Source organism: Methylomagnum ishizawai (genome assembly GCF_019670005.1).
GTDB lineage: Bacteria > Pseudomonadota > Gammaproteobacteria > Methylococcales > Methylococcaceae > Methylomagnum > Methylomagnum ishizawai.
This window is the reverse complement of sequence record NZ_AP019783.1, coordinates 918,123-937,236: the sequence shown is the minus strand read 5'-3', so window position 1 is coordinate 937,236 and position 19,114 is coordinate 918,123. Positions and strand designations below refer to the sequence as shown.

Annotated in this window: 13 protein-coding genes; 1 reads left to right on the top strand and 12 read right to left on the bottom strand. The window is 65.7% G+C overall.

From position 1 onward, the window contains the following. Positions 1–15: 15 nt before the first annotated feature. From K5658_RS04260 to K5658_RS04245, 4 genes are all read right to left on the bottom strand, one after another. Positions 16–3,063 (bottom strand): efflux RND transporter permease subunit, encoded by a 3,048-nt coding sequence (locus K5658_RS04260; RefSeq protein ID WP_221065741.1) that lies wholly within the window; start codon positions 3,061–3,063, stop codon positions 16–18. Next, entirely contained in the window at positions 3,063–4,175 is a 1,113-nt protein-coding gene (locus tag K5658_RS04255) for an efflux RND transporter periplasmic adaptor subunit (protein ID WP_221065740.1), read from the bottom strand. The genes K5658_RS04260 and K5658_RS04255 overlap by 1 nt, the downstream gene beginning before the upstream one ends. Next, a complete protein-coding gene (locus K5658_RS04250; protein WP_221065739.1) occupies positions 4,172–5,422 on the bottom strand; it encodes a TolC family protein in 1,251 nt (416 codons plus the stop codon). Before K5658_RS04250 ends, K5658_RS04255 begins: the two co-directional genes overlap by 4 nt. A gap of 108 nt (positions 5,423–5,530) precedes the next feature. Continuing rightward, on the bottom strand, positions 5,531–5,944 hold the full coding sequence (locus K5658_RS04245) for a hypothetical protein (RefSeq protein ID WP_221065738.1): 414 nt from the start codon (positions 5,942–5,944) through the stop codon (positions 5,531–5,533). A 175-nt stretch (positions 5,945–6,119) separates the two neighbouring features. On the opposite strand from K5658_RS04245, the gene K5658_RS04240 reads away from it, so the two are divergent. Then, positions 6,120–7,256 carry a SpoIIE family protein phosphatase gene (locus K5658_RS04240; protein ID WP_221065737.1) on the top strand — a complete coding sequence of 379 codons (1,137 nt, stop codon included), beginning with the start codon at positions 6,120–6,122 and terminating at the stop codon, positions 7,254–7,256. 162 nt (positions 7,257–7,418) lie between these two features. Here K5658_RS04240 and K5658_RS04235 read toward each other — a convergent pair whose 3' ends face one another. The 8 genes from K5658_RS04235 to K5658_RS04200 all read right to left on the bottom strand — a co-directional run bounded on the left by K5658_RS04235 (position 7,419) and on the right by K5658_RS04200 (position 19,056). Further along, positions 7,419–7,646: a hypothetical protein gene (locus K5658_RS04235; protein ID WP_221065736.1), complete on the bottom strand. Its 228-nt coding sequence runs from the start codon at positions 7,644–7,646 to the stop codon at positions 7,419–7,421. A 115-nt stretch (positions 7,647–7,761) separates the two neighbouring features. After that, a complete protein-coding gene (locus tag K5658_RS04230) occupies positions 7,762–9,312 on the bottom strand; it encodes an alginate export family protein (RefSeq protein WP_221065735.1) in 1,551 nt (516 codons plus the stop codon). Between the two features lie 254 nt (positions 9,313–9,566). Next, positions 9,567–10,148, bottom strand: coding sequence for an ANTAR domain-containing response regulator (locus tag K5658_RS04225; RefSeq protein WP_221065734.1), 582 nt, complete (start codon positions 10,146–10,148; stop codon positions 9,567–9,569). After that, positions 10,145–11,422 carry a CmpA/NrtA family ABC transporter substrate-binding protein gene (locus tag K5658_RS04220; protein ID WP_221065733.1) on the bottom strand — a complete coding sequence of 426 codons (1,278 nt, stop codon included), beginning with the start codon at positions 11,420–11,422 and terminating at the stop codon, positions 10,145–10,147. The genes K5658_RS04225 and K5658_RS04220 overlap by 4 nt, the downstream gene beginning before the upstream one ends. A gap of 134 nt (positions 11,423–11,556) precedes the next feature. After that, on the bottom strand, positions 11,557–14,220 hold the full coding sequence (locus tag K5658_RS04215) for a nitrate reductase (RefSeq protein ID WP_221065732.1): 2,664 nt from the start codon (positions 14,218–14,220) through the stop codon (positions 11,557–11,559). Positions 14,221–14,276: 56 nt separating this feature from the next. Further along, positions 14,277–14,594 (bottom strand): nitrite reductase small subunit NirD, encoded by a 318-nt coding sequence (gene nirD, locus K5658_RS04210; RefSeq protein ID WP_221065731.1) that lies wholly within the window; start codon positions 14,592–14,594, stop codon positions 14,277–14,279. Between the two features lie 3 nt (positions 14,595–14,597). Further along, on the bottom strand, positions 14,598–17,039 hold the full coding sequence (gene nirB, locus K5658_RS04205; RefSeq protein ID WP_221065730.1) for a nitrite reductase large subunit NirB: 2,442 nt from the start codon (positions 17,037–17,039) through the stop codon (positions 14,598–14,600). A gap of 295 nt (positions 17,040–17,334) precedes the next feature. Beyond that, positions 17,335–19,056, bottom strand: coding sequence for a bifunctional protein-serine/threonine kinase/phosphatase (locus K5658_RS04200; RefSeq protein ID WP_221065729.1), 1,722 nt, complete (start codon positions 19,054–19,056; stop codon positions 17,335–17,337). Positions 19,057–19,114: the final 58 nt, after the last annotated feature.

Sequence of the window (19,114 nt, the reverse complement as noted above, 5' to 3'; positions counted from 1 at the left end):
AGCGGATACCCTATATTAACCCTCCCCCCAGCGCCGATACAAAACCGGCAACATCACCAAAGTCAGCAGCGTGGAGGTACACAATCCCCCCACGCCCACCACCGCCAAGGGCCGCTGGATCTCCGACCCCGGCCCGGTCGCGAACAGCAACGGAATCAAGCCGAAAGCCGCGATCCCCGCCGTCATCAACACCGGACGCAAGCGCCGCAACGCCCCCGTCACCACCACTTCATCCATCGGCAGGCCCAGGGCGCGGAGTTGGTTGAAATAGCTGACCATCACCACGCCATTCAAGACCGCGATCCCCAGCAGGGAAATAAACCCGACCGAAGCCGACACCGACAGGTATTCCCCGGAAATCCACACCCCATACACCCCGCCGATCAAGGCCAGCGGCACATTCGCCAGCACCAGCCCCGCCTGCCGCACCGAGCCGAAGGTCGAGAACAGCAGCAGGAAAATCAGCCCGATGGACAGCGGAATCACCACCGCCAAGCGGTCGGCGGCGCGTTGCTGGTTCTCGAACTGCCCGCCCCATTGGATGTAATAGCCGGTCGGTAGCTGTACCTGTTCCGCCACGGCCCGCTTGGCGTCCTCGACGAAGCCGACCAAATCCCGCCCCTCGACATTGCTGCGCACCGAGGCATAGCGCTGGCCGCGTTCGCGGTTGACCGCCACCACGCCTTCCACCGGCTCGATCTTGGCGACGGCGGACAAGGGCACCCGCCGCCCGTCGGGCAGGGCGATCTGCAAGGTGGCCATATGGGCCGGTTCCCCGGAACCCCGCAGCAGCAAGGGCGTCCGCCGGATATCCTCCTGCACGATGCCCAGCTTCAAACCTTCGATCTGCGCCCGGAGCGTGTCGGCCAGCGCGTCGGCGTCCAGCCCCAGCCGTCCCGCCGCCAGCCGGTCCAGCTTCACCACCAGATATTGCATCCCCTCGTTGCGGACGGTGAACACATCGGACGCGCCGGGAATCTTCTTCATCGCGGCGGCGATTTCCTCGGCCTTGGCGTTCAGCACCGACAATTCCGGGCCATAGAGCTTCACCGCCACATCGCCGCGCACGCCGGTCAGCATCTCTGTCACCCGCATCTGGATCGGCTGGGTGAAGCCGTAGGCGATGCCGGGAATGGTATCCAGTACCTTGCGGATGGCCTCGGTCAATTCCTCCTTGGTCTTCATGCGCCATTCCGCCTGCGGCTTCAGCACGAAGAAGTTGTCGGTCTCGTTCAAGCCCATGGGGTCCAGGCCGATTTCATCGACCCCGACCCGCGACACGGCCCGGACCACTTCCGGCACATGCTCCATGATGGCTTTCTGGATTTGCTGGTCCAGCCGCACCGATTCCTCCAAGGTGATGGACGGCAGTTTTTCCACCTGCACGATGATATCGCCCTCGTCCATGGTGGGCATGAAGGTCTTGCCGATTTGGTTGTAGACGAACAAGGTGGATAGCAGCAACAGCCCCGCGCCCGCCATCACCGTGCGCCCGTGCGCCAGCGACCACAGCAACACCGGGCGGTATAGCGCCAGGAATTGCCGCGCCAGCCAGGGCTCTTCGTGCTTGACCTGGGTCATCAGGAACGAGGCCAGCACCGGGATGACGATCAGCGAAAAAATCAGCGAGCCGCTCATGGCGAACACATTGGTGAAGGCCACCGGTTTGAACAGCTTGCCTTCCAAGCCTTCCAGCGAGAACAACGGCACGAACACGATGCCGATAATCATGGCTCCCGACACCACCGGCGCGGTGATTTCGCGCATGGCCCGGTAGATGATATGCAGCCGCGGCAGGCGCTGGGCCTTGCCGTGTTCGGCGAGGTGGGCGGTGATGTTCTCGACCACGACCACCGCCGGGTCCACCAGCTTGCCGATGGCGATGGCGAGGCCGCCCAGGCTCATCAGGTTGGCGGTCAGGCCGAACTGGTGCATCAGCAGGAAGGTGAACAGCGCCACCATCGGCAGGATGCAAGCCACGGTCAGCGCGGCGCGGACATCGCCCAGGAAGGCCAGCAGCAGCACCAGCACCAGCACCGTCGCCTCCACCAAGGCGTGGATGATGGTGTAGGTGGCTTTTTCCACCAGATGGGCGCGGTTGTAGAACACGTCGATCTTCACGCCCTTGGGCAGGGCCGGCTGGATTTCTTCCAGTTTCTGTTCGAGGCCCGCCACCACCTGCCGGGCGTTGGCCCCCCGGAGGCTCAGGACCAGGCCCTCGACCGCCTCGCCCTTCCCGTTCTGGCTGACCGCGCCGTATCGGGTCAGCGCCCCGATGCGGACTTCGGCCACATCGCCCACGGTGATGGGGATGCCGTTGCGCTGGACGATGACGATGGTCCGCACATCGTCCAAATCGACGATACGGCCCTCGGCCCGCACCAGCAGCGATTCCTCGCCCTGGACCAAGCGGCCCGCGCCGTCGTTGCGGTTGTTGGCCTTGAGCGCCGTGGTCAATTCGCCGATGGACACGCCCCGCGCCGCCATCCGCATATTGTCGGGGATGACCTCGAAGCTCCGCACCCGCCCGCCCAGGGTGTTGACATCGGCCACGCCCGGCACGGTACGCAGGGCCGGACGGATCACCCAATCCAACAGGCTGCGCCGGTCGGCGAGGCTCAAATCCCCGCCCTCCACGGTGAACATGAACATCTCGCCCAAGGGCGTGGTCATCGGGGCCATGCCGCCCTCGGCGTTGGCCGGGAGGTTGGCCCAGACGCCGTTCAGGCGCTCGGCCACCTGTTGCCGCGCCCAATAGATATCGGTGCCTTCCTCGAAATCCAGGGTGATATCGGTGAGGGCGTATTTGGCGATGGAGCGCAGCATGGTTTGCTTGGGGATGCCCAAAAGTTCCACTTCGACCGGCGCGGTGACGCGGGCCTCGACCTCCTCCGGGGTCATGCCGGGGACTTTGACGATGATTTTGACCTGGGTGGGCGAAACATCCGGGAAGGCGTCGATGGGCAGGTTCATCGCCGCCAGCCAGCCCGCCCCCGCCAGCAGCAAGGCCAGGAGCAGGGCGAAAACGCGCTGGGTCAGGGCGAATTGGATGAGGCGCGCCATCATTCGCCTTCCCCCATGCCGAGCCACGCCGCCTTGAGCCCCGCCACGCCCTGGGCCGCGACCTCGTCGCCCGGCTCCAAGCCCTCATGCACGGTGACGCTGTAGGCTTCCTGCCCCGCCACCGCCACTTCCCGCGCCGCGTAGCCCTCGGCGGTCTTCACGAACACGTAGTTCTTGCCCTCGTGGCTGATGACCGCCGCGACCGGGACACGGAAAATCCGGTCGGTGCTGCGATGCATCAATTGCACATTGAGGTTCATGCCGGGCCGGAGGTTCTCCGCGCCCTGGTCCACCACGGCGCGGACCAGGGCGCTTTGGCTCTGGGCATCGACGTTCTGGCCCACCTCGATGATACGGGCTGCGGCCTTGGGATTCTCGACCGCGATCCTGTCGCCCAGCTTGACCTCGCGCAGGCGCTCCTGCGGCATGTCCACTTCCAACCACAGTTCGTCCAGCTTGCCGATGCGGAATAACGGGGCCATGGCGTCCACCCTTTGCCCGACCACGGCCATGCGTTCCAGCACCACGCCGTCGATGGGCGAGCGCACCTCCATCGCGCTGTCGAGTTGATGCTTGGCCTTGATCCGCGCCACATCGGCGGGACCGACCCCGGAGGCGATCAGGATTTGCTCGGCCTCGCCCAGCGCGGCCTGGGCCTTGTCGAACGCGCCCCTGGTTTCCTGCCAGCGCAGCTTGGAAATCACGCCTTCTTGCAGCAAGGTCTGGTCGCGGTCCAACTTGGCGCGGGCCAGTTCGTACTCGGAAGCGGCGTCGATCAGGCTGCGCTGGGCATCCAGCAAGGTGGCGCTGCGCAGTTGGGCCAAGGCTTGGCCCTTGCCCACCTTGACCCCCAAGGGCACGTTGACATGGCTGATGACCCCGGCCTGCAAGGCCGACACCACGAATTCCTTGGCGGGCGGCAGCACCACCCGGCCCGGTGCCTGGGACAAGGGCAAGGCCGTGACCGCTTCCGGCGGAACGGCGCGGATACCGAGATGGCTGATTTGCTCGGGGGTGAGGCGGACGGTGTTCTCCAAGGCGTGGACCGGAACCGCCCAGCCCAACAAGAGCGGCAGGACGTAACGAAAACCGACGCGTTTGACGCTGCTCATGGGGTCACTCCCACCACTTGGTTATAGATTGCCGTGTCCTTCTGGACCAGGATGGCCCGCTGGGCGGCTTCCTGGATGGCGGCCTGGGCGCCGGCCTGGATTTTCAGATAGTCGATCAAGGCGATTTCCCCGGTCTCGAAGGCCAAGCGGCTCATCTTGAGTTGCGTCCCGGCGATTTCCTTGCGGCGCTCGGCGATGGCCAGGGCGGTCCGGTCCACTTCCAGGGTGTGTTCGGCCTCGTGCAAGGCTTTTTCCAATTGCCGCCAGAGGATTTCGCGCTGGGTCAGGCGCTCGGAGAGGAACACATTGGCCTGGGCCACCACCGGGGCGTGCCAGGCGTCGCCGCCGAGCGGGATTTGCAGCACGATGTTGTTGCCGGTGCTGAAATTGTCCTTGGGGCTGCCGCGCGAGGTATCGGTGCCCAGCAACAAGGTCGGCTGATTGCCCTGCTTGGACAAGCGGGTGAATTCGACTTCGGCCTGCGCCCGCTCCACCAGGGCATTGGCGGCGGCCAGGGCGGGATGGCTTTCGTCGAAGCCGCGCAAAGGACTTTGCGCCTCGTCGAAGGTTTTCGGTGCCCGCGACAGCCGGGTGAGGTTCTGGTAAGCCTTGCGGGCGTGCATCACTTCGGCCTCGGCCTGGACCAGGGCGGTTTTCTTCTCCAACTGGTCGCTCTCGGCCAGCAGCAAATCGGCCCGCGCCAAATCCCCGAGTTCCACCCGCCGCCGCACCACGTCGGTCAATTGCTCGGCCACCTCGTAGATTTGCCGGGCCACCCCATAGCGGTTCTCCACCAACCGGAGGTTCCACAGGGATTCGCGCACCAAACCGGCCACCTCGTGCCGGAGCGCCCGCGCATAGGTCTCGGCGCTTTTCTTGGCCTCGTCCGCCACCCGCTGGCCGGCCTTGCGCTGGTCCCACATCCACAGGGGCACCTGATAGCCGGTCTGCAAATCCTGGGAACCCTTGTTGTCGATCAAGGCGTCGTCGATCCATTGCAGATAGATCATGGGGTAGCCCGCGATCCAACTCGCGCCGCGCTGCTCCAAGGCCCGCGCCTCCTCCTCGAAGGCGGTCAACAGGGTCTGCTGGGGATATTTCTCGAACGTGGCCTCGACCGCCTGTTTGAGGGTCATGCGCTCGTCGAAACGCAGGTCGTCGTAATGTTCGACCACGAGGTCTTGACCCTGCGCGGACGCGGCGGCGCATAGGCACAGCAAGGCCGCCAAGCCGTATCGCAATCTCATGTGTATTCTCCACGGCGCGGCTTCGCGGGGCCGCGCCTCAGATGGGCAGCGCCGCCGGAACGGCGCGGGAGGAAAGGACGTGCGGCGTTATCCAGGCCGCACCGGGCATCAAAGCTCGGCGGGAACGGCGGGCGGGGCGCGGGGATGGACGGTGGCGCGGCGGGGCCGGTGGAACAGCGGCGGCGGCGCGTTGAGATAGGGCGGATCGGCCCAGGCCGTGGGCGGCGGGGATGGCAAGGCCACCGGGAGCGCGGCGGGATCGGGATCGCCGACCCAGGCGGGTGCGGTGGCGCTATCGTGGCGGACGCCCGCCTGCATCCCCACGATCCAGTCGCCGGGATCGAGTTGCGCCGGCAGGACCACGGGTTCCGGTCCGCCCCGCCCCAGGAATTCCAGGCCCGGCAGATGCAGGAAACCCTCGCCGCCCCCGACGTGGTCGAACGCATGGGCATGGACCCAGGGCGCGATGAATTGCATCAGCACCAGCAACGGGAACAACACGGCGCGCGGGACTCGGGTCATGATATGGGTGGGGATAGGGAATCGTGCGGATGGCCGGGCCACAGTATAGGGCCGGAGCGCCGCCGCTGTAAAAACATCGGTTCCCCCCCGTGGCCCGGCCCCGCCCGCCACCACGATTGACAGGCCCGGTTTTCCCGGCTTTATTGGACTCCCTGGGCCCGACCGCACCCTACCCATGAACGATACGGAACACACCACCCCGATGGACGAAGACAAGACCGGCTTCTTTGCCCCAGGCCCCTCCATACGCAAGGACGGCGACGACGGCAACGCCCATTACCTCCTGGTCATCGCCGGCAGCGAACGCGGCCAAACCGTCGAACTGGGCGAACAGCCACTCACCATCGGCAGGCATTCCGACAACGCGCTGCGCCTGCCCGACCATTGCGTTTCCAAGCAGCATTGCCGCGTCAGCCTGCAACATCCCCTGGTCTGGGTGGAAGACCTAGGCTCCACCAACGGCACTTTCATCGACGAGCGCAAGATCGCCGGCCAGACCCTATGGCCGGTGGACGGATTGCTCCGCATCGGCAACCACGTCCTCAAGCACGAATACCGCCACAAGCCTTCCATGCGGGAATCGGAAACCCTGGCCGCCGACCTCCAGAAAGCCAGCGAATATGTCCAATCCCTGTTGCCACCCCCCTTGGGCCAAGGGCCGGTGCGGGTGGATTGGTGCTTCGTGCCTTCCGCCGTGCTGGGCGGCGACGGCCTGGGCTATGGCTGGCTGGACGCGGACCGCTTCGCGTTCTATCTGGTGGATGTGTGCGGACACGGGGTCGGACCCGCCATGCACGCGGTCTCGGTGCTGAACGTGCTGCGGCATAAGTCGCTGGCGAACGTGGATTTCGGCCAGCCCGCCCAGGTGTTGAACGGGCTGAACGCGGCCCTGGGGATGGAACAGCACGGCGAGATGTTCTTTTCGATCTGGTATGGGGTGTACCGGGTTTCCACCCGGCACCTGGTGTTCGCCTCGGGCGGGCATCCGCCCGCCCTCCTCCTGAGTCCGGGCCGGGACGCGGCGCGGGATTTGACCACGGGCGGACTGTTCGTGGGGGTGTTGCCGACGGGGGATTTCCAGCAACAGGAACTCGCCCTACCGCCCGCCAGCACGCTGTGGGTGTATAGCGACGGGGTGTTCGAGATCAGCCTGCCGGACGGCGGCGAATGGAGCCTCGGCGAATTCCGGGCCTTGGCGACGGGACAACCCGACCCGGTCCCGGCCCAGGCGGTCTACCGCGAGATCGCGGCCCTGGCCCGGCAGGGCCGGATCAGCGACGACTTCTCGCTGATGATCCTCCGCTTCCCGTAGCCCCGGCGGACGCATAGGTATTCGTCCGCATGGACCGGAAGTCCGGCCCGGACCATCATAACCACCGTCCGCCGCCGCCTCCCCCAGGCGGGCGGTGGAACATAGGGAGTTTGCCGACCTGGACAGCCGCCGGGTCGGCTTTTTTTATGCCCGGCCACCCGCTCAACCGCGCCGCCGCGACCTGCGCCGGTCGCCGACCCGCCGCTCCAAAATACCCACCCCATGGGGCGTGAGTTCCATCGCGCCGCGCCGGTCGCGGGCCCGGCGCTCGTATTCGCGCCGCGCCTCCCGCCATTGCAGGGTTTTGATGACCGCGATGGAAAGCAGCAACAGCGCGAGGACCAGGATGCCGAACCAATCGTCGGCCGAGGGAACTTGGGACAATAGCATCGCCTAACCTCCGTTGCGGGGGAATCCGGCGCGGCGCGTTCTGGCCGCGCCCGGCCCGCCGATGGAATGAACCTCCTGCTTGGGTCGGCGTGGATGTCCCTGGGTTCCCGGCGGGTCAAAACGAGGCGTTGATTTCCAGGAAACCATAATTGGCGTCGTTCTGGAGCGCGTAGTCGCTGCGGGCGACATCGGACCCGAAGACATGGGCGTAATAGGCGCTCCAGGAAAAATACTTGGAGATGGTATGGGTGAAGGTCACGTCCACCAACTGGCCGATGCTGCTATGCCCACCGGAGGCACGGCCAAAATAGCCGAAACTCCCGCTCCGCGAGGTGGCCCCCGAGCCGCCATAGAACAAGTCGTGGCTATCGCCCAGCGAAAGATGGTGGACATCCACGCCGAGTTTGGTGGTGTCGGTGGGCAGCACCGAGAACTGGGCGAACACATCCTGTATATTCATCAAGTTGAAGAACGGGAACTTGGCGTACAGCCGGACCGTGGGCAACACCTGGAAGAACGTGCCATGGGTACCGTCCTTGGCGTTGCTATCGCCGGAACTGCGGAAATAACCGGCCCGGAGCCAAGGTTTGAACATCACATCGGTGAATTGGTAGCCGATTTCCGGGGTGACGGCCCAGGCGTCCTGGTTGAGATTGCCCCAATCGCCGAACTGGTAAGCCCCCCAAAACACCCCGTCGAGACTGCCGGGACCGATCTTCTGTACGGTCAAGGCATGGGTGCCGACCGTGCTGATGGCCAAGGCGTCCTGGCTCAGTTTGGGCCTATCGGCCAAGGGCCGGTTATCGGTGGGCTGGACACCGCGGTTGTCGCCGTAATAGAGATAGAACAGCCGGGCCTCGGTATCGGGCAGCAATGCCCCCTTCTTGCTGGTGATCGCGCCATAGGCCAGATCGATATGGCTGATTTGGTCTTCGGCCCGGATATTGAAACCGCCCTGGGTCGGATGGGTGGCGGTGAGGGTGACATTGAAGTCCGGGGCGTCGTAGTTCAGCGCGAAGCCGTCGAGATTGCGGGTGGCATGGGCGAAGTCGAACGGGCCGATCAGGCGCTGGGAAATCCGGGTGGTCTTCAACCCATCGAACTTGGCATCGCCGGTCTTATATTCCAAGCCATCCGAAAACTCGAAGCGGCCACCTTTGAAATAGGTGTTGGCCAAGCCCACCATGGGCTGGAGTTTGAAGTTCAGATAAGCCTGCTTGATATGCACATCGCCGGACGAGACATTCTTGCCACTGTCGGCGTAATAGGCTCCGCCCAGGCCCAAAGGCCCGACCCCCGGCCCGCCGAAGGCATGGGTGGGCAAATCATACAGCCCGGTATATTCCCCCTGGGCCAAGCCATCCACCCAGGGCGTGGTCATGGCGACGCCCAACCGCGCCCGCAGCGCCCCGAAGGCATAATCGTTCTGGTTGGCGACCACGCCCTGGGCCGGATTGATCGCGGGCTGGAAAAAATCGAAGGCTTCGAAACGCCCGCGCAATTCGCCCAATACCCTGAAATTGGGGCCGATCTGGCCCAAGGGCGCTTCATCGGCGGCCTGGGCGGCGGCGCCCCACAGGCAGGCAACCAACCCAGACCAAGCCCAGGGCTTGGGGACGATGGCCAAGGTCGGCGGATGGGATGGGAGATGCAATGCTCGAATCATGGGTCAATCCTCGTCGGGTCGATGGGCGGCCGGGCCCGGACACAAAAAAAGCGTCCACACGGACCACGCCTAAGGCGCGACCCGCATGGACGCCGTTGTCCGCTCCCCGCCGCCGCTGGCTAGGGAGAAAAATCAGGGATCGGAACCACCCCATGCCGCCATTGGCATGGAACGGAAATCATTTCGGCGCCCAAGCCCGGTTTGGCGACCTGGGAACCCAAGGTATAGAACACTCCGCCGTGTCCGGCGGGCCGCTACAAGCCTTCCAGCGCCAACAAGGTCCGCGCCACCTCGGCCACCTTGAGATTGCGGTCCATCGCGGCCTTGCGCAGCAACTGATAGGCCGCGTCCTCGCTCAAGCCCCGGCGCTGCATCAACACGCCCTTGGCCTTGTCGATCACCTTGCGGTCGGCCAGTTGGCTCTTGGTCTCGTGCAATTCCTGCCGCAGCGCCTCGAACTCGCGGAACCGCGCTATCGCCACCTCGACGATGGGCATGATCCGCTCCCGGCTCAGGCCGTCCACCACGTAGGCGCTGACCCCGGCCTGCACCGCCTGGCGGATGTATTCGCCATCGCGCTTGTTGGAAAACAGGATGATGGGCTTGGGCTGGTCGCGGCCGATTTCGCGCATTTGCTCCAGGGTGTCGCGGCCCGGCGCTTCCATATCGACGATGACGATGTCGGGCTGGCACGATTGCACCTCGCCCAGGAGGCTCCGGCCCGGCTCGATGCGGGCCACCACCGTATGCCCGGCGTCGCTCAGGGCTTGGCGCAGGATGGCGCTGCGCCCGGCGTCCTGATCGACCAGCATGATTTTCAATCGCTCTGCGTTCATGGATTCAGCCCGGCCAGTTGGTCCAAGGACACCCGCAACCGATGGATATCGAATTGCCGCAGATAGCCCACCGGATCGGCGGGATCGAAACAACGGCCATCGGCGTACCGGTCCGCGCCCAAGGCGATGGGTGCCGGGCCGTCCAGCGTCCATGGCCCGGCGTGCCCGCCCTCGGTTTTGTAGTCCACGGCGGGACTGGCGAGCCCCAAGGCATGGGCCGCTTCCCGGTACAGGTCGGGACGGTAGACCTGTTCCGCGACCTCGCGGATATTCCTGGGCTCCTCCAACTGGCCCCAGCGGTACATCTGGGTCACGAACCACATGGCATGGGAACGCCAGGGGAAATTGGCGGCATAGCGGTGGAACACGTTGAAATCCGGGCAGGCGCGGGGCGCGGCCCCGGCTTGGTATTGGAACGAGCCGGTCATGGACATCTTCACCACCTCGGCCGGCGCGTTCACATAGTCTTCGCGGGCCAGGATTTCGGCCACTTCCAGCCGGTGTTCCGGTTGATCGATCCAGCGCGCGGCTTCCAGCAAGGCCATCAGCACGGCGCGGTGGGTGTGGGGGTGGCGCTCGGCCCAATCGCGGGTGACGCCGAACACCTTCTCGGGATGGTTGTTCCAGATGTCGTAGTCGGTAATCAAGGTCCGCCCCACGCCCACGGCCACGGCTTGTTCGTTCCAGGGCTCGCCCACGCAATAGCCGTCGATCTCGCCCATATTCAGGCACTCCACCATGTAGGACGGCGGCACCACCAGCAACCGGGTATCGCGGTCGGGATCGATGCCGCCCGCGGCCAGCCAATAGCGCAGCAGATAGTGATGGGTCGAGAACGGGAACACCATGGCGAAATTCATCGGTGGACGCCCGGCCCCGCGCTCCTGCGCGACGACCCGCGCCAGCGCCCGCGCCGTCATCGGCTGTGCCTGCGCGGCCTCGGGGTCGGCCTCCGCCATCCGCTGGTATAAATCGGGCGATACGGTGATGGCATTGCCGTTGAGGTCCAGCGACAGCGCGGCGACCATGGGCTGTTTGATCTCGCCCAGGCCCAGGGTGGTGGCGATGGGCATCGCCGCCAGCATATGGGCACCGTCCAGCACCCCGACCGCCACCTTGTCGCGGATATTGGCCCAGGACACTTGGCGGGACAGGCGGACTTCCAAGCCATACTTGGCGAACCAGCCTTTTTCCAGGGCGATGACCAAGGGGGCGCAATCGGTCAGGGGGATGAAGCCCAGGGTCAGCTCGCGTTTTTCGAGGGCGGCGCTCATGGGCGGGCCTCTGGGTTCAGTGGGGAATCTCGGTACGTCGGGTTCATGGTGATCCTTGGATTACCGCGATCAGTGCGGCATGGGTAAAAACGGCAAGGTATCCGCTCCTTCCCGGCTTTGCCAAGCGCGGCGCATTAAGACCGCGTCCCGCGCAGCAGGCGGTTCAACTCCGGTAGGCAGGAACCGCAGCCGGTCCCGGCCTTGAGCGCCGCGCCGATCTGCTCCACCGTGGTGAAGCCCTGGCTTTGGATCGCGCTCCGCAAAACATTCACGCCCACCCCGAAGCAAGCGCAGACGGTACGGCCCGGATCGCTCCCGGCGACGGCGGGCCGTCCCGCCAGCAAGGCCGCCCGGTCCCGCTCCGGCAAGGCCTCTTGGGCGAACAAGCCCGCCAGCCAATCGCGGGACGGCAATATCGACTCCGCCCCGACGAACAAACAAGCCCGCAACCGCCCGCCGCCCAGCACGGCGCAACGGTAGCGCCCGGCGCGGGCATCGGCGAATTCCAACCAGTCGGCAGCGCCCTCTTGCATCAGGATAGACCCCGCCCAGGACCGCCAATCATCCGGCGCGGTTTCGCCCGCCAGTTCATAGCGCCAATAGCCCGCGCCGCGCACGGCGACCCGGTAGTCCGGGCCGGGAATTTCCACAGCCTCCCGCGACAGGAGGAACCCGTGCCAAGCGGGCCGGTAAGCCTCGACCCGGACCGGCGTATGCTTGGATTCGGGTTCGCCCGACACCGGATCGACCACCGGATTCACCAAGGCATTCACCCCACCGCGCCGGGACTGGGTGTCGCTCCAATGCATGGGCATGAACACCGAACCTGTTTGCTGGTCCGGCGTGACGCGGGCGCGGGCCAGGGCCGTACCGTGGCGGCTGGCCAGCCGGACCAAAGCCCCGTCCGCGACCTCCAAGCGGGCGGCGTCGTCCGGGTGCAATTCGGCGTAGGGTTCGGGCAAATGATGGCCGAGCCGCGCCGCTTTGCCGGTGCGGGTCATGGTGTGCCATTGGTCGCGGATGCGGCCCGTGTTGAGGACCAGCGGATAATCCGGATCGGGCGGATGGGCCGGCGGCTTGGGCGGCAAGGGCAACAGCCGCGCCTTGCCTTCCGGGCCGGGGAATCCGCCCGCGGCGAACAAGCGGGCGGTGCCTTGCGGATGCGCCGCGTTCACCGGCCATTGCGTGGGTGGCAGCGCGTCGTAGGCGGCGGCGTCGAGTCCGGCCAGCCCGGAAATATCGAATAAGCGCCGTCCTTCGTTGTGGAACCCGGACAGCCGGGCATGTTCCACGAAAATATCGCGGGGCGAGGCATAAGCGAAACCTTCGGCATAGCCCATGCGGCGGGCGACCTCGGCGATGATCCACCCATCCGGCTTGGCCTCGCCCGGCAGCGGCAGGAAGGCGCGTTGCCGGGAAATCCGCCGCTCGGAATTGGTCACGGTGCCGTCCTTCTCGCCCCAGGCCGCGGCGGGCAGGCTGACATGGGCATAGGCCGCCAAATCGGTAGCGGCCTCGCAATCCGAGACCGCCACGAACTCGCAAGCCGCGAGCGCCCGCCGCACCGCCACCGCATCCGGGAGGCTGACCACGGGATTGGTCGCCATGATCCACACCGCCTTCACCCGGCCCTGTTCGATGGCCTGGAATAGCTCCACGGCTTTCAGGCCCGGTTGTTCCGCCATGCGCGGCGCGTTCCAGAATTCGCGCACCCAGGCCCGGTGCCGCGGATTTTCGATATCCAGGTGCGCCGCCAGTTGGTTGGCCAAGCCGCCCACTTCGCGCCCCCCCATGGCGTTGGGCTGGCCGGTCAGGGACAGCGGCCCCATGCCCGGCTTGCCGATACGGCCCGTCGCCAGATGCACATTGAGGATGGCATTCACCTTGTCGGTGCCGCTGCTGGATTGGTTCACGCCCTGCGACCAGGCGGTGACTGTCCTTTCGGTGCGGGCGAACCATTGGTAGAAGCGGGCGAGATCGGTTTCCGGCACCCCACAGGCCAGGGCCACGGCGGGCACCGACGGGGCGCTGTCCCGCGCCATGTCCAGGGCTTGGGATAGGCCGACCAAATGCCGCTCCATGAAACCGAAATCCAGCCGGTCGTGCTGGCGCAGATAATTCAGCAAGCCGTTGAACAGCATCACATCGCTGCCAGGCCGGATGGCAAGATGCAGGTCGGCGGATTCCGAAGTGGCGGTGCGGCGCGGGTCGATAGTGACCAGCTTGAGGCCGGGCCGGTCCTGTTTGGCCTTCACGATGCGCTGGAACAGCACCGGATGGCACCACGCGGCATTGGAACCCACCAACACGATCAAATCGGCCTGTTCCAAATCCTCGTAGCAACCCGGCACCACGTCCTCGCCGAAGGCGCGTTTCTGCCCCGCCACGGTGGAGGACATGCACAGCCGGGAATTGGTGTCGATATTGGCCGAGCCGATATAGCCCTTCATCAGCTTGTTGGCGAGGTAATAATCCTCGGTCAGCAATTGGCCGGAGACATAGAAGGCCACGGCCCCGGGTCCGTGGGTATCGATGACGCGGCGGAATTCGCCCGCCACCTTGTCGAGCGCTTCGTCCCAGCCGACCCGGCGCGGGCCGATCCGGGGATGGAGCAACCGGGTTGCGAGCGACAGGGTTTCGCCCAGGGCCGAACCCTTGGAACAGAGCCGCCCGGCATTGGCGGGATGTTCCGGGTCGCCCTGGATGAGCGCGGATTCCGGCCCGGTCGGCGTCGCCAGGACGCCACAGCCGACGCCGCAGTAAGGGCAGGTGGTGCGGATGGGGGATGTGGCGTTCATGGCTAGGCTCTCACATGGCTAGGATGATTGACTGGAGACAAGCGGAGGGTCGGGCGCTATCGCACCGCCGATCCCAGGAACAAGCGCCCCGCCTCCACCTTCACCGCATAGCGATGGGCGCAGCCCTTATCCGGGGCCACCGCCTCGCCCGTGGCGAGATCGATCACCCAGTTATGCAAGGGACAGGCGACCCGCCCGCCATGCACGATCCCCTGCGACAGCGGCCCGCCCTTGTGCGGGCAGCGGTCGCGCACCGCGAAAAAGCGGTCGTCCACCGTGCGGAATACCGCGATATCGCCGAAGGCCGTCGCCACCGTGCGGGCGGCTTGCGGCGGGATATCGTCGATGTGGCCGATTTCGATCCATTCGCCCATGGCTCACCCCAGCTTGTGCAAAGGCGCGAATTGCTCGCGCTGTTTCGAGAGTTCGGCCCAGGGATCGACCTGGGCCGGTGCTTGCGATTGCAGGAACCGCGCATACAGCGCCTTGCGCCCCGCCGCGTCCTCGACGATATGGCGCTTGACGAAATCCAGCCCGACCCGCTCGATCCAGGGCGCGGTGCGTTCCAGATAGCGGGCCTCTTCGCGGTACAACTGCATGAAGGCACCGCAATATTCCTTCACCTCCTCGGGGGTCTCGACCTTGCACAGCAGGTCGGTGGCCCGCACCTTGATCCCGCCATTGCCGCCGACATGCAATTCCCAGCCGGACTCCACCGCCACCACGCCGAAATCCTTGATGGTGGCCTCGGCGCAATTGCGCGGACAGCCCGACACCGCCATCTTGAATTTATGCGGGGTCCAGGAGCCCCAGGTCATTTGCTCCAGTTCGATGCCCATTTGGGTCGAATCCTGGGTGCCGAACCGGCACCATTCCTGGCCGACGCAGGTTTTCACCGTGCGTAGCGCCTTGCCGTAGGCATGGCCCGACACCAGTCCGTGCCGGCCCAGTTCCGCCCAGATATCCGGCAATTGCTCGCCCGGCACGCCCAACAGGTCGATACGCTGGCCGCCGGTGATCTTGACGCAGGGCACCTGGAATTTTTCCGCCACATCGGCGATGGCCCTGAGTTCCTGGGCGCTGGTGACGCCGCCCCAGATGCGCGGGACCACCGAGTAGGTGCCGTCCTTCTGGATATTGGCGTGCTTGCGCTCGTTGACGAAGCGGGATTGCGGGTCGTCGCGGTACTCCTCCGGCCAGGCGCACAACAGGTAATAATTCAGGGCCGGGCGGCAGGTGTGGCAACCATCCGAGGTTTTCCAGGCCAGCGCCCGCATGAGTTCGGGAATGCTCTTGAGGTTGCGTTCGCGGATGGCGGCGCGGATGTCCTCGTGGCTGTGGCCGGTGCATTTGCACAGGGATTTCTTGGCCTCGCCCGCCGCGTAAGCCCCGCCCAAGGTATGTTGCAGGATTTGCTCGACCAAACCGGTGCAGGAACCGCAGGAGGCCGAAGCCTTGGTCTGCGCCCGCACCTCGTCCAGGCTGGACAGCTTGTGGCCGACGATGGCATCGACGATGGTTTTCTTGCACACGCCATTGCAGCCGCAAACCTCGGCCCCGTCCGGCAGGGCGGCGGCGCGGTTGACGGGAGCCGGACCCGCGCCCGCCGCGTCCACCTGGGCCTGGCCGAACAGCACCTGCTCGCGGATCGCCGCGATATCGGTGCCTTCCCGCATCAGCTGGAAATACCAAGCCCCGTCGGCGGTATCGCCGTATAGCACCGCGCCCTGGATGCGGTTATCGCGCAGCACCAGCTTTTTGTAGACGCCCCGGCCCCGGTCCTGGAACACCAGTTCCTCGGTGTCCGCGCCGCCCTGGAAATCCCCGGCGGAGAACACATCGATGCCGGTCACTTTGAGCTTGGTGGAGGTCGCCGAACTTTCGTAGGCCGCGGCGCTCGGACCGGCCAGATGCTCGGCGCAAACCTTGGCCTGCTCGAACAAGGGCGCGACCAGCCCGAACAACTGGCCACGATGCTGCACGCATTCGCCCACGGCGTAGATATGGGGATCGAAGGTCTTGAGGCCGTCGTCCACCAGGATGCCGCGTTCGCAGTGCAGTCCGGCGGCTTTGGCCAGTTCCACATTGGGGCGGATGCCCACGGCCATCACCACCAGATCGGCGGGGATTTCCGCGCCGTCCTTGAACCTGACCGCCCTGACCCGGCCCTCCTCGCCCAACAAGGCTTCGGTCTGGGCTTCCAGCTTGAATTCCAGGCCGCTCTTTTCCAGCGCGGCTTTCAGCAGGTCGGAGGCGGGCTTATCCAATTGCCGCTCCATCAGCGTGTCGAGCAAATGCACCACGGTGACTTTCATGCCGCGCTGCCGGAGACCGTTGGCGGCTTCGAGGCCGAGCAAGCCGCCGCCGATCACCACGGCATGGGAGTATTGTTCCGAAGCTTCCAGCATCCGGTTCACATCGCCGATATCGCGGAAGCCGATGACGCCGTCCAAATCCTTGCCCGGCACCGGCAGGATGAACGGCAGCGAGCCGGTGGCGAGCAATAGCCGGTCGTAGCCGAGTTCCAGGCCATCCGCCGTGCGGACCCGGCGTTTGTGGCGGTCGATGGCGGCGATGGGACGGCCCTTGTGGAGGGTGATATCGCGCTCGGCGTACCAAGCCTCGTCGTGGATGACGATGTCTTGCAGGCGCTTTTCCCCGGTCAGCACCGGGGACAGCAGGATGCGGTTGTAATTGGTGTGGGGTTCGGCCCCGAACACGGTGATGTCGTACAGGTCCGGTGCCCGTTTCAGGAGTTCTTCCACGGTGCGCATACCGGCCATGCCATTGCCGACCAGGATCAGTTTCTGCTTGCTCATAAGGTTTCCTGCCTTCGCTGGCCCGGCGCTTGTGTTCCGGGCGGATATTTCGGGCAACAAAAAAAGGCGTCCGCAGCCGATGCGGAAAACTCCGCTGGATGCATGACGCCTTTGTCATTGGCCCTGGGTCGCCGCCGTTGGCGCGTGGGGGCCGTTGCCTGGATTATTAGCAGGGATCGTGCCGGACGGCGCGACGGGCGTGGAGACTGGGATTCGGGCATAAAAAACCCGCATGACGCCGAGAAGTTTGCACCATGCGGGGGAGAAGTTGAACGGTCGTGGTGCGGCTCGCCGCCTATCCGCATCCACCCGCCAGCCGATACAGGCACACCATCAGCCCGCCGAACAAGGCCAGCGCCACGCCCTTCCAGAACGCCAGCGGATCGCGCTCGTATAGGGATAGCCGCCGCGCCGGGGTCCGCTTGCCGCCGCCCTTGGCAAGGCCCGCTTCCAAGTCGTAGGCCAGTTCGACGCTATCGGCATAGCGCCGGTCCGGGTCCACGGCCACGGCCCGTTCCAGCACCGCATCCAGCCAAACCGGGAGGTCCGGGCGCTGGGCCGTCAAGGGCTGGGGCGGGCCGACAAAACGCGGCGCGGCGAAAGGCTCGACCTCGCCGTAAGGATAGGCACCACCGAACAGCCGGTAGAGGGTCACGCCCAGCGCATAGACATCGCTGGCGACGCCGCCCCGCCCGCCGTGGAACAACTCGGGGGCCATATAGCTGGGCGTGCCCGGCACGGGATCGGTCTCGTCCTCGTCCCAGGCCGGGAGCCGGGCGATGCCGAGGTCCAAGAGTTTCAAGCCCCCCGCATCCGGCAATAGGATGTTGTCCGGCTTGATATCGCGGTGGACGATGCGCTGGCGGTGCAGGGCGTGGACCGCCTTGCACAGCTTCAAGGCGATATCGATGCCTTGCTCCAAACCGGGCGGACCCCGCCGGGCCAGCCACTGCTCCAGGGTCGGGCCGGGATAGAACGGCATCACCGAATACAGCCGGGTTTGGCGGCCCGGCGCTTGTTCCAAAATTTCCGCCACCCACGGGCTTTTCACCCGCGCCCCGATCCAGGCTTCCCGCAAGAAGGCATCGTGGTATTCCCGCTCGTCCGCCACCCTGGGATGGGGGAATTTCAGCACCACCTGGGTATCGTTGCCCGGATCGCTGGCGACGAACAAGGCGCTATAACGGCCCAAGGCCAAACGCCGCTCCAACCGGAAGCCATCCACCATCCCGCCCAGTTCGGGCAGTTCCAGCAAGGGCAAGGTTTCGATCCAATCGCGGAGCGCCCGCCGGTCGGCCCTGGGCAGGGCGAGCACGTCCACCACCAGGGCGGTGATATTGTCCTGCCCGCCCCGTTGCAGGGCCGATTCGGCGAGATTCGCCGCCGTGGCTTCCGGCGTGGCGCGTTCCAGCAATACGCGGGCGAGATCGGCGGTTTTCAAAGCGCCATGGACGCCATCGCTGCACAGCAGGAAGCGGTCGTGGGGTTCGAGGGGATATTCGGCGTAATCGATGCGGAGCCGCGCTTCCAGGCCGATGGCGCGGTAGAGGATATGGTCCTGGCCGGGACCGGCCAGGGTATGGTCTTCGGACAAGAGTTCCAGGTTTTCGCCGCGCAGGCGGTAGACGCGGCTATCGCCCACATGCACCAGATGGGCGCGGCGGCCCCGGAGGATCACCGCGCTGAAGGTGGTGCCCATCCCGGCCAGTTGGGGATCGTGCCGGCCCAGGGCGTGGACCCAACGGTTGACCGGGGCCAAGGCCCGTTCCACCCGCCGTTCCGGTTCCAGGGTTTCCGGCAGGCCATACCAGGCTTCGAGGAAGCCCCGGACGCAAAGCTCGGCGGCGACCCGCCCGCCCTGGGTACCGCCCATGCCGTCCGCCACCGCCAGCACCGCCCCGCACAGGCCCAATTCCCGCAACGGCGGTTCGGCGATGGCGGCGAAATCCTGGTTGTCCTCGCGCCGCCCTTGCAAGGAGGCGAAGGCGGCGCGGAAACTCAAGCAAGGTTCGGTCATGGCGACAAACGGCGTATTCGCAGGATGGGTTAGCGATAGCGTAACCCACCGTTGCGGA